Annotated in this window: 9 protein-coding genes and 1 pseudogene; 5 read left to right on the top strand and 5 right to left on the bottom strand. The window is 57.8% G+C overall.

Annotated elements, in window-relative coordinates; all coding sequences use genetic code 11:
* Positions 1–207: 207 nt before the first annotated feature.
* Positions 208–1269, top strand: a pseudogene (locus tag M7439_RS06745) (ABC transporter substrate-binding protein); the annotation flags it as partial.
* A 105-nt stretch (positions 1270–1374) separates the two neighbouring features.
* The gene (locus M7439_RS06750; protein WP_298347389.1) at positions 1375–2817 is read left to right on the top strand and encodes an aldehyde dehydrogenase; all 1443 of its coding nucleotides are present in this window, start codon (positions 1375–1377) and stop codon (positions 2815–2817) included.
* A 398-nt stretch (positions 2818–3215) separates the two neighbouring features.
* Here the strand turns inward: M7439_RS06750 and M7439_RS06755 are convergent, their stop codons facing one another.
* Together M7439_RS06755 and menB are read right to left on the bottom strand one after the other, a co-directional pair.
* On the bottom strand, positions 3216–4088 hold the full coding sequence (locus M7439_RS06755) for a 1,4-dihydroxy-2-naphthoate polyprenyltransferase (protein WP_308464422.1): 873 nt from the start codon (positions 4086–4088) through the stop codon (positions 3216–3218).
* A gap of 3 nt (positions 4089–4091) precedes the next feature.
* Complete coding sequence (gene menB, locus M7439_RS06760) at positions 4092–4928, bottom strand: 1,4-dihydroxy-2-naphthoyl-CoA synthase (protein ID WP_298347391.1); 837 nt, start codon at positions 4926–4928, stop codon at positions 4092–4094.
* A 187-nt stretch (positions 4929–5115) separates the two neighbouring features.
* On the opposite strand from menB, the gene M7439_RS06765 reads away from it, so the two are divergent.
* A complete protein-coding gene (locus M7439_RS06765) occupies positions 5116–6237 on the top strand; it encodes an AMP-binding protein (RefSeq protein ID WP_298347392.1) in 1122 nt (373 codons plus the stop codon).
* A 399-nt stretch (positions 6238–6636) separates the two neighbouring features.
* On the opposite strand, the gene M7439_RS06770 is transcribed toward M7439_RS06765, so the two are convergent.
* Together M7439_RS06770 and M7439_RS06775 are read right to left on the bottom strand one after the other, a co-directional pair.
* Entirely contained in the window at positions 6637–8094 is a 1458-nt protein-coding gene (locus M7439_RS06770; RefSeq protein WP_298347393.1) for an APC family permease, read from the bottom strand.
* Between the two features lie 128 nt (positions 8095–8222).
* The gene (locus M7439_RS06775) at positions 8223–8972 is read right to left on the bottom strand and encodes an SDR family oxidoreductase (protein ID WP_298347394.1); all 750 of its coding nucleotides are present in this window, start codon (positions 8970–8972) and stop codon (positions 8223–8225) included.
* 112 nt (positions 8973–9084) lie between these two features.
* Between M7439_RS06775 and M7439_RS06780 the strand changes: the two genes are divergently transcribed.
* Positions 9085–11085, top strand: coding sequence for a thioredoxin domain-containing protein (locus tag M7439_RS06780; protein WP_298347395.1), 2001 nt, complete (start codon positions 9085–9087; stop codon positions 11083–11085).
* Positions 11082–11693, top strand: a complete 612-nt coding sequence (locus M7439_RS06785) for a hypothetical protein (protein WP_298347396.1) — start codon at positions 11082–11084, stop codon at positions 11691–11693. Before M7439_RS06780 ends, M7439_RS06785 begins: the two co-directional genes overlap by 4 nt.
* 171 nt (positions 11694–11864) lie before the next feature.
* Here the strand turns inward: M7439_RS06785 and M7439_RS06790 are convergent.
* Positions 11865–12416 (bottom strand): class F sortase (locus M7439_RS06790; protein WP_298348818.1); only part of this gene is annotated, 552 nt, incomplete at its 5' end.

The raw sequence follows: 12416 nt of genomic DNA on the forward strand, positions 1-12416 counted from the left end.
GTCTCACTGCGTCTTTTTTGAATTCGTCGTCAAATTGTCGACGAGTCTTCTCATTCCTAGTTTTCTGATCTTCCGTTTCTCCCATACCTATATTCTCCTTGTTTTAAGGGAGAACCGTGTCCCGTATCGTGAGTAGTTTCACTTTCGACCTACTCCACTAACCCACTCTGGAAGGTTGTCGATGGGCCTTAGACCTTAAAAAGCTTCAACCCTACAACCTACTACTCTGTCTTTTCCGCCAACCACGCCTACACCGGGCCCGAGAAAACGTATCTCAGTGGCTACTCGATCTATAGTTTTCAATCAGATACCGCTGAGACCGATGCCGTGCGTTCTGGCGTTCTCGACTTTGGGTTCATCCCCTACAGCGATGCTGGTCAAATCGGCTACTTTCAAGCCCATGGTTTTAAGGTGGCTCCTTGGAAGTACTTCTATAATGAAGTCGTAGAGTTCGGCTACACCGGTCCATGGAAGGCGCTCGTAAAACAGCTCTACATACGCCAAGCGATGCAACACTTGGTGAATGAAAAGCTATATCTGGATCAGACGCTTCATGGCTATGGCTTGCTCGACTACGGCATTGCTCCTGTCTATCCCAATTCAGATCTTGTCGCGCCAGGCCTTCAATCTGATCCGTATTCCTATAGCATTTCGGCAGCGAAAACGCTCTTAACTGACCATGGTTGGGTCAAGAACTCCAGCGGCGTCGATGTCTGCGAGCACCCTGGTGATGCCAGCAACGAATGTGGCCCAGGAATCCCAAAGGGGAAGGTCTTCAGCATCTCCTTCACCTACCAGACTGGTGTGCAGAGCTACCTTTCGCAGGTCGAGGCATTCGTGAGCGCGGCAGCACAGGCTGGCATTGATGTCTCACTGACCGGCCAATCGCTGACCAGCATGTACTCCAATGATGGGGTGTGTCCCCCAGGCCCTTGCAACTGGGGCATGGCAGGTTACTCCGCCTACATGTGGGATTTTGGACAGTACGAGATCATCCCCGCGGGTGGCAACGAGTTCGGCAAGGGTAACTATTGGGCAGGTGGCTATGACTCAAAGGAGGCAAACCAACTGATCACAGCGGCCCATGAGCAGCCAGGGCTGCAGCCGCTCTACGCAGATGAGGAGTACCTAACAAAACAAGTAGACTCCCTCTGGTGGCCGCTGGCAGACTACGAGATTGTCGTTGCAAAGAACGACTTGGGTGGCTGGTATCCCTTGAATCCGTATGCCAACTTCCGCCCCTCCACCTGGTACTTCACGAAATCGTGAGCACCGTGACGTCACGCACAATGGTCATAGCTTCAACAGGATTCAAAGTGACCTTCTTTGTCGGAGCCCACTAGTGGTGGAATCGCTGAACGAAAGGGAGATGCCATGGCTGTTCAAGAGTTGGGTTGTTACATCGATGGTGCAATGCATGTGCCCCAGTCCGGGGAAGTTGTCGCCGTTACCAGCTCAGCAACAGGGGAGCCTATTGCAAACGTAGCCATCGCTAGTAGGCACGAGGTCACAATGGCCGTGGTGGCGGCGCGACGCGCCCGAGCAGAGTGGTCCGAAGTCGGGCCGTGGCAACGGGCAGAGATCTGCCATCGCATCGGAGATGCTATCGCGCGTCGCATCGATGAGTTTGCGGAACTTCACACGCTCGAACAGGGGAAACCCCTCTCTGAGTCGATCGCCGACATCAAGGAGGCTAGCCAACTCTATCATCTTCACGCCGAGGATCTGTTACGACTTCATGGCGAGACCATGCCCTCTTCAGATCCGAAGAAGAGGATGTTCACCTTCTACCGCCCTGTCGGCACCTGGGCGATCATCACCCCTTGGAATTTTCCTGTCCTGATGATGGCCGAATTTGTCGCACCCGGGCTCGCAACCGGTAACGCACACATCGGAAAGCCACCTACCCATACGGCGATGACCGTCTTGGCAACGCTGGAATGCTTCGAGGAGGCGGGCGTTCCCTCAGGACTCGTGAACGTACTACCAGGCGGTGGAGAACTTGGGGATCTGTTGGTAACCCATCCTGAGATCGACGCGGTTGGCTTTATTGGCTCATCAGCCACCGGCGCACGCATACAGTCGCGGTCGGGCCTCAAGCGCACGGTCATGGAGTGCTCCGGCAATGGTCCACTGATCGTCTGCTCGGATGCCGACCTTGCGAAAGCGGCCAAAGCCGCAGTCTACGGTGCCTATTTTTGCGCCGGACAGGTGTGCTGTGCCACAGAACGAGTGTTGGTCGATGCATCAATCCATGATGAGTTTGTCTCCCTCTGCCTCAGTGAGGCGGAGAAGGTTCGTCTCGGTGATCCGTTCGACAACGACACCATGCTCGGCCCACTGAACAATCAAGAGGTAGCCAAGAAGATGGACCGACACCTTGCCGACGCGCGAACCCATGGCGCTTCGATTCTCACCGGTGGAGGACGCAGGCCAGGAATGCCGACGGACCTCTACTACGAGTTGACCGTCATCGACGACGTGCGCGAGGAGATGCTGGTCGCTCAAGAAGAGACCTTCGGTCCCGTTGTCCCTATCCTCTCCGCATCTGGAGACGAGGAACTGCTGGCAATCGCTAACCGTGATCCGCTTGGGCTCCAAGCGGCGGTCTTCACGGAGAGCACCCGCAGAGCTTATTTCTTCATGGAGAAACTGCGCGTGGGTCAGGTAATCGTCAATGACTCCACCGGCTTTTGGGACATCAATATGCCCTTTGGCGGAGCTGGAGGCAGCGCCACCGGTTGGGGACGACTTGGCGGTAAATATACCCTTATGGAGATGTCAGACCTACGGACCGGCGTGATCGACCTGTCATAGATGCACCAACTCGATCAACCCGGCCTAGAAGAGCGAACCACCGCGATTCACTATCCTCGGGTGGGAGAATCCTGCAACTGACTTCGGATTTCCCTCCGCAAGCAGTAGGAATTGTGCATTGTTGTGATCCTTCCCAGAGACTGACTCCCGCTCGTTCAGCCACATGGCGGGAACTACCACACGCACGAACTCGCTCCAGGTCAACCGGCCAAAGAACCAGATGCGAGAACGATCGGTGGGTCATAGGTGTCACCCACAAGCGCAGCGCACAGGGACGAGGGGCCCTTACGGCCCACCCGACACCTACCGTCGAACTGCGCCACCAATCGACCGAGAGTCACCACTGATCACCCAATGATGTGAATCGTTCATCGGTTGGTGAACCCCACGACTATCGCCTACCTCATCAACGAAAACACCACGAGACCTAGTAATCCCGCAACCAGCGTCATCCTCGACGTCCCGGCTAACACCGGGATCAGTGCCCGGCCCTCGGCGTGGGCGAACACCGCGCGTAGTGGCGTAATAAGGAGCAGGCAAAGGATGAGTACCGATAGCAGCCACCAAGACCAACCAAGGGCGAGGGCAAACATCGCTACGCCCACGAGCATAAGCACCGTGTAGAAGATGCGTGTTGGTCCATCCCCCATTCTTACCGCCAGCGTCCGCTTGCCAGACTGGGTATCTCCAGGAATATCTCGAAGATTGTTGGCCACCAAGATGGCGGTGATGAAGGAGCCAAAACCCACCGCAACTGCTATCGCCGCTGGGGAGACGGCCAACACTTGGACATAATAGGCACCCAAGGTGGCCACTAACCCGAAGAAGATGAAGACAAACACCTCCCCAAACCCGTAATAGCCATAGGGATGTTTTCCGCCGGTATAGAGCCAAGCGGCGACAATACTCACCGCACCAACAAGCAGCAACCACCAACTGACCATAGCGCAGATGACAACCCCAGCAACCCCAGCAACCCCAAAGGCGATTACTGCCGCAAGGCGCACCGCCTTTGGACTCGCCAGCCGGCTGCCAACCAGCCGCAGTGGACCAACGCGATCCTCATCGGTGCCACGGATGCCGTCGGAGTAATCGTTGGCATAGTTCACCCCAACCTGTAGGGCCAGCGAGACTACCCCAGCAAGGACCGCTAACAGCGGACGGAAGTGGTGAACCCCGATGGCTAGACCCGTGGCTCCAAGGACCGGGGCGATGGAGGCGGGAAGAGTACGAGGGCGAGCGCCCTCAACCCACTCTGCTAACGAAGCCATCGATCAGGGCCGTCGTGGAAACTGATCAAAGGCTGGTCGGCGTTTGGCCAGATAGGCATCTCGCCCCTCCTGGGCCTCATCTGACATATAGAACAACATCGTGGCATCCCCGGCGAGCTGCTGGATCCCTGCCAATCCCTCGTCAGCGGCGTTGAAGGAGGCCTTCAGCAACCGCAGAGCGAGTGGTGAGAGGGCAAGAATCTCTCGACACCACTGCACCGTCTCGGCCTCGAGGCGCTCCAGCGGAACGACCGTGTTGACCAAGCCCATACGTAACGCCTCATCGGCGTCGTATTGGCGGCAGAGAAACCAGATCTCCTTGGCTTTTTTCATACCCACCGTCCGGGCCAAAAGTCCAGCTCCATAGCCACCATCGAAACTACCCACACGAGGGCCTGTTTGGCCAAAGCGCGCATTATCTGCGGCGATGGTGAGATCACAGACGAGGTGGAGCACATGGCCACCACCGATGGCGTATCCAGCCACCATGGCGATGACGGGTTTGGGAAGGCGTCGGATCTGGATCTGGAGATCCAGCACATTGAGCCTTCCGATCCCCTGCTGAGCGACCGCATCATCGCCGATGTAGCCATCATCGCCGCGAATACGCTGATCACCACCGGAGCAGAAGGCGAGCGGGCCCTCACCCGTCAAAATGACGACGCCAATACTCGAGTCATCCCTCGCGATCTCGAAGGCACGCTGTAGTTCGAACAGCGTCTGTGGACGGAACGCATTGCGCACCTCAGGGCGGTTGATCGTGATCTTGGCGATCCCATCAAGCACCTCAAACCGAATATCGGTGTACTCACCTCTCGATTCCCATGCGAACTCTTCCATCTCTCCTCCATCTCAACTCGTACCGACCTGCCTGCCAACAACAGATGTCACTGGTAGATATTTCTTGCTATCCGTCTCCTCGGCAGCCGAGGCGACCCATACGACTCTGACGGCACCACCGTGGCCACCCTACGCCTGGGAGTAAGGTCGCACCGGCAACCATCCGCTCATCAGCTAGTTTAGAGGCGTGAACAAGCTCGTGGCGATCCAACTAGCCCCGTCCCAACAGCTGATCGACTCGATCGCCGAATGCTGGGCCAACGATGACGCCGTCGCGGTCCTCGATCCGCGATCACCGAGAGAACGCATCCGCGAGCGACTCGCCGTGCTTGCACCACACCAGTTGATCGACACTGACGGCACCCATCACCTTGATCGAGACGCACCACCCCTTCCTCCTGACAGCCGGATCGTGATCACCACCTCTGGAACTACAGGTCCACCCAAGGCGATCATCCATACCGCCCAGAATCTGATGGCCTCGGCACAGTCGATCAGCAAGCGACTCGACATCCATCGCGATGACATCTGGTATTGTCCGCTCTCGCCGGCCTACATCGGCGGGCTCGCCGTGATCGCAAGATCGCTGCTGTTGGGCAATCGAGTCCTCCTGAGCCAGCACCTTGATCAATCATCAGTCGATGCAGCACGAACCGCTGGAGCAACCCTGACCGTAGCAGTCACTGCGGCGCTCTCCACCGTCACCTTCGACGGATTTCGTGTCGTGTTGTTAGGTGCGCAACCTCCACCCGAGCAGGTGCCAGACAACGCGATCGTCACCTACGGCATGACCGAGACCGGTTCCGGTGTCATCTATAACGGATACCCGTTGACGGGGGTAGATGTTCGGATCATCGACGACATCATCGAGCTCAAGGGTCCGATGATCGCCAGCCAGTATCGTGATCAATCCCCCGTTATCGATGAGGACGGGTGGCTGCACACCGGCGATCTCGGGGCGTGGCATGAGGATGGATCGCTACAGGTGCTGGGGCGCGCTGGCGAGATCATCAACAGCGGTGGGCACAAGGTCAACCCACTTCGCGTTGAGGCTGCAATTCGCAGTCGCTTCGACCCTGGACTCGGGGACCTCTGTATCGTCGGTACGCCTGACGATCGCTTTGGCGAAGCCGTCACACTGGTCATGACTGGTCCATCGGAACTAGCACTGAGCGAGTTGCACAATCAACTCGACACCCTCGAGCGGTGGGAGCTCCCTCGCAGAATCATTGTGGTCGCATCGATCCCCCGCACCGAGACCGGCAAGCCAATGCGCAAGGTGCTGAGCCAGCGGCTCTCGACCAACTAACCAGCGGCTCTCGACCAACACATGCCTCTCACGCACCAGGAACCCCCGCTCATCTCCAGCTACAATCGCCATAGAAACCATCAACGCGAAAGACCAAGTCAGCCCCCGTCACCTCAGGCCCGTTGGTCATGGCCATCGACAACAACCGCATCGGTTCGGGTCGTGGTTCGAAGCAGTGATCGTGGGTGCCATCCTCTCAGTAGCGAGACAAGTCCCTAGGACCGGTGCCGAGGACTGACGTTCCACCGGCACGCCAGCTCCGATACCCGCAACGACAATCGCCTAACGAGCCCCAACAGAGAGCGAAGGTTCGCCTCCCATGACAACGCCATCGGAGGCGAACCCTCGGAACGATGTTCTCACCCATCGCGACAAGCATTGGAGCCTGCCGCTGGCGAACTAATCGGTCAACGCTGGCTCGTAATCGATATCGCGCTCCTGTGCCGTGGGCATCTTGAAGTAGGGTCGTCCTTTGACCCAGTAGATGATCATCGGGATGAGGCCGAGCGCCATCGATCCAAGACCGACAATCAACGTCGTCGCATTCAAGGTCGGGATGGTCTGCTCAAACATCACCGCCATGAAGATCGCACCGACCAGTGGCCACAACCCTGCGAACAAGAAGTAGTTTGCGCCCGTGAAGAGCTTCTTACGATACAGGATCACCACCGAAAAGCCTGCGAGTGAATAGTAGATCGCGATCTGGAGGCCGATCGCATTGATGGCGTCGGAGAGGATCGTTCCGATCGAGCCGACATAGTTCGACGCGACAAAGAGCGCAATCGAGATCACCGCAACGACGACGGTCGCCGTCACCGGAGTCTTTCGAGTGGCATGGGTAACGCCAAGCGCTCGAGGCAGCGTTCCGTCACGTCCCATGGAGAACATCGTGCGGGTGACCTGGATGATGGTCGTCTCCAGAGTCGCAACGGTAGAGAGCACGACGGCCACCACCAGCAACTTCCCACCGACACCATGCCAGACCGTCTGGCCGAGCACCAGAAGCACATCACCGGCGTTATTCGCGATGATCTTGTTCGTGAGAACCATGTTGGTCCCGATGGTGAACACCTCAAAGAGGACAAAGACGACGATCACTCCGATGATGCCCCCAAGCCCTGGGGTCACCTTGGCAGCCTTGGTCTCCTCGTTCAGGTTCGCGGTCACGTCCCAGCCCCAGTAGTAGAAGGCCGCCACGAGCGCACCACCAAAGAAGATGCTCGAGGAGTGAAAGACCGAAGGGGAGAACCACGACCATGAGAAGTTGCGCACGTCATGACCGTGGACTAGCATCAACACGGCAAAAACCACCAGGATCACCAGTTCAATTGAGGACATCACCACCTGGATCTTGGCGGTGATCGTCACGCCAGCGATTACTGCCGCGATCATGATCAAAAAGACGATCGATCCTACAATCGTCACCGCTGTGACATTATTCGCCGCAGAGCTCGAGAAGAGGCCCAAGAAGGTGGAACCAGCCGGATAGGCACCCGCCACCATGAAGATCAAGGCCGAGGCCACCAGCGCCCAACCAGCGATGTAGCCAAGGACAGGATGGAGCGCCCTGCGAACCCAGGCATAACTGGCGCCACTATTGGCCTCGGAACGACCGAGATAATTGAAGGCCCAGACGATGCCAAACATCGCGATCCCACAGTACAGCAGGGCTGCCGGCCCACCTACCGAAACCGCACCGATGAGCACCGCAGTTGATGCGGCGATCGAATAGGCTGGCGCGACGCCAGCCACCCCCATGACGCTGGAGTCGAGCAACGAGAGTGCACCGCGTTTGAGAGAATGCCCACCTCCTTGATGAACCCCAGAGCCCTCAGGCGTATGTTCCACTGTGTCCACGTATCTTCCCCCTTTACCGATCCAACGACAGGTATACGTTGTAATGTAACAGATACTACGGATTCATGTTGCATTTTTATCAAACTTCATTGATTCCGCACAAAAATCTCGATTGAGCAAACGTATAACTAGAACATCCCCATCACTTCGCTACCGCCATCGACGGTGAGGATCGTTCCCGTCATCCATCGAGCCTCCTCGGAGAGTAGGAAGGAGATCACATCCGCTACATCTTCGGGCTCCCCGATTCGGCCAAGCGGCAGGCGACGGGAGAGCTGCTCCTCCATCGCGTCGACCAGCATCGAGGCAAACTGGGTACGAACGAGGCCTGGTGCCACCGTGTTCACCCGAATACGGGGCCCGAGTTCAGCCGCGAACTGTCGGGTCAGGTGGATGAGAGCCGCCTTGTGCACGTTATACCACCCGATCAGCGGCTCCACATGGAGTCCACCGATGGAGGCAACGTTCACAACAGCACCATGATGATCACCCGCACCCAGCCGTTTTGCAAACTCCTGGATCATGATGGTCGGAGCCTTCAGGTTCACCTGATAGACGACGTCCATCACCTTCGGGGTGAGCTCGGTCATGGGTCCGGCCCAAGGATTCGTCGCGGCGTTGTTCACCAACAATGTCACTGTGCCCAACATCTCCTCGGTCACATCAAAGATCGCCGATGGTGCATCCTCGTCACGTAGGTTGGCTGGACAAATCCCAACAACGGCCTCTGGTAGTTGGTCCCGGATCCGTTGGGCAGCCAACTCGAGTTCATCGAGCTTCCTCGCCACCAACATCACCTGATGTCCCTCACGGCTCAGCCGTGTAGCCGTCGCCAATCCAATGCCGCGCGAGCCACCGGTGATGATCGCGATCCCCATACCCACTCCCTTCGTTTCCTGTCTTAAGATTAGACCCACGACACCAAACAGGGCGTGCAGTCGTCAACAGCTGATGACGTCACTCCCCCAGATGGTAGGCTTGCCTGCAACGATGAGCGACACCCCACCTTCTATCTCCAATCGACTCTCAGAGTCTTCGAGTCGATATTTACTGCAACACGCCGATGACCCGGTCGCTTGGCAACCCTATGACCAAGAGAGTCTCGATCTCGCGGGCTCCTTGGATCGCCCTCTTCTCATCTCAATTGGATACTCTGCCTGCCACTGGTGCCATGTGATGGCGCATGAAACCTTCAATCAACCCGAGGTGGCAGCCTATCTCAACCAACACTTCATCTGCATCAAGGTCGACCGAGAGGAACACCCGGACGTCGATGCGCTCTACATGGAAGCGCTCATTGCCCAGCAAGGCAGTGGCGGCTGGCCGATCACCGTCTTTGCAACACCGACCGGAATTCCCATCTACTGCGCGACCTACCTCCCGCCCCAGACCAGCTCGCACCTCCCAGGGCTGCTGCCCATCGCCAGCAAGATTGTTCAGCTCAGGGCGGAACAGCCAGAGGCGATCCTCGAAGCGAGCCACGAATACGAGACTGCGCTCGCATCGCAACGTGCCCTCCCCGACTCCTCGGATCTCGAACCAGATCCCGAGGTGATCATCGAGCAGATGATCACTGAACTCGGAGAGCGCTTCGACCCCGAGTTTGGGGGTTTTGGCAACCATCCAAAGTTTCCCCAGCCCTATCTACTCGACATTCTCTGGCGTTCTCGTCATCTTGCTGCCGACCCACAACACGTCGAGCAGATGGTGGTCACGACGCTCAAAGCACTCGCGAACGGCGGTATCCACGACCACGTCGACGGTGGATTCTTTCGTTACGCAACCGACCGTTTCTGGATCACGCCGCACTTTGAGAAGATGCTCTATGACCAAGCAGGGCTGCTCTCACTGTTTGCCACCGTGGCAGTCGATACCGATGACGACGATCTGCGGTGGGTCGCCCAGCGTATCTTCGCCTTCGCCTTCGCCAGCTTGCGTCTCGATCATGGGCTCTATGCTTCTTCTCTTGATGCCGACGCTGGTGGAGAGGAAGGCGGCTACTATCTTCTCTCCGCGAAGGAACTCCAAGAGCTACTCCTCGATCAGTACACCGTCTTTGCCGATTTTTACGGCGTCTCTCCTGGCGGCAATTTTGAGGGTCGTACGATCCTGCACCGACCAATTGGAGCCACTCCCAAGCCGGATGAACGCATCACCTCCCTCCTCCCTACCGTATCCCACTATCGCAGCAAACGGATGGAACTCGGGATTGACGACAAAGTGACCTGCGACGGAAATGCAAGTTGGTCCGCTGCGCTACTACGTGCGGGTCGCTTTCTCAACGACACCGCCATGGTTCACGAGGGCCTCGCCCTCGCTGAGGCCCTACGTGCCGTGTTCCGAGACAAGGACGACCTCTATCACGTCGCCTACCATGGACAGGTTACGATTGAAGGCTTCGCCTCCGATTACGTGAACTACGCTGGCGCCATGCTCGAAGCCTTTACCGTCTCCGGCGAAGGCACGTGGCTCAAGGAGGCCCACTGGGCGCTCTCTTGCGCCGTGGATCGCTTTGGCAGCCCCGATGGACCTGAGCTCGCGATCGGTCGACATGGAGGACTGTTACCCTTTCAAAGCTTCGATCGCTATGACGGTGCGACGCCATCGACCAACTCACTCTTTGCCTGGTTCGCCAATCGAGTCGGCATGCTCGCTGATGACCCCGTTCTCCGAGCGACTGCCTCCAAGGTCGTGCAGGCCTATCTCCCACTCATAGAACGAGTCCCCGCATCGTTCTCGATCCTGTGCTGGGCGCTGGTCGAACTTGAACTCGGCACCACCGAGGTCCTCATCCCTGGTGATGCTGATCGAGACTTGATCGAGGTGGCCCTCCTCAGCACGAGGGGAGATCTCATCGTGGCGCACGGCGAGGGATCACCCCTCCTCGAGGGCCTCGAAGACGGGTTTGCCTATCTCTGCCATAACCGCGTCTGTCAACTCCCCACCACCGACCCAGCTCACCTCCAACATGCGCTCCGAGGTGAAGAATGAAACCGGTAGCTCGTTACCTCCTGCTCGGTTCGATCGCTGAAAACAGCCTGCGAAGAGAGCTGATCGTCGCCGATACGGCGAAACGCCGGCTGCTTCGTCTACAGCTCCCCGCCGACACCGAAGTCGAGACACCAACCTATCTCGATCTTGAGAACGCTGCCCCGACTACCGACATCGATCCTGCGCGGCCAGAACAGATACGAGCCACAACCATGCGCCGTATCAGTCGGCCCCCCAAATCCAAACTTGTCACCTCGGTCCTTGATGAACTCTCCCAAACAGAAGAACTTCCTCCACTCTTTCTCCCTGGTCCAAGTGTGGCCTACGCTCGATTCGAAGCCTCATTCCCCTCCGTCGCGAGTCTCGCCCTCCATGATCCGATTCTCGAACCACAGTTAGATGGCAAATTGCTGCTCGGGTTTCTTTGGCACGGGCAACGTCATCACTTGCCCCTCACCAAGGAACTCGCGAGCCACTTTGATGTGAACACCTCAGTTGGTGGCCGCAAATGGAAACTCGTTCGCGATGGTATCCCCTCGTATGCAGTTGCCGCCTATAGCGCACCCTTCGAGGGCTACTGTAAAAAGTGGATCATAGCTCTTTATTAGTCATTCGGCTCCACAGCGGCGGTCAGAGCAGTGAGTGACGTCAACCTGCTGAGCTCTTTCATCAAACTCATCACGGCATAGATCGCACGCCGCTCGCCGCTTTCGGAGAACTACGTATCCGCTGTTGACACTCCTTGCGCCCGATGCCGCAATACGCCAACACAATCGGGTCTAGGCCCTGACCGGTGACGCCTCCACGATGACGTTGTCGGCATAGGAGCCACCCACACCGGGGACCTCAGTGAAGGGGCCACCACAGGTCACAAGAGCAAGGGTTGGGGGACCCTGGTTGGTGAAGAGCTGGGGGTGGGCCACGGTGTTGGGAGAGAGGGTTGGTTTGGTGGTGATTTGCCAGGTGGTCTCGTGTCCACCCCAGTTGAGGATCACCTGATCCCCGGGGACGAGTTGACCGATCTCACCAAGGGCTCCCTCACCTTGGCCTACCCAGTTCACATGACCGGCCAGGAGGGTGACACCGGACTCTCCCGGGGTTGGGGTCTGTTCATCCCAGCCGACGTTGTGCACATCTGGAGGGATGGTGAGTGCTCCATTGGTGGGACCCTCAGCAAGGATAGGGGCGGAGATATTCAGGGCCGGGATAGAGATGGTGGCGACCTCGTTGGGGAGGGTGGGGTTCCAGGGGACCGAGGTGTAGGTGGGGCCAGCAGAGGATGTAGTGGGTTTGGCCTTGGCGAGCTTGATGGCTCGTTGGTGATCCTTCAC

The sequence above is a fragment of the Ferrimicrobium sp. genome, assembly GCF_027319265.1.
GTDB lineage: Bacteria > Actinomycetota > Acidimicrobiia > Acidimicrobiales > Acidimicrobiaceae > Ferrimicrobium.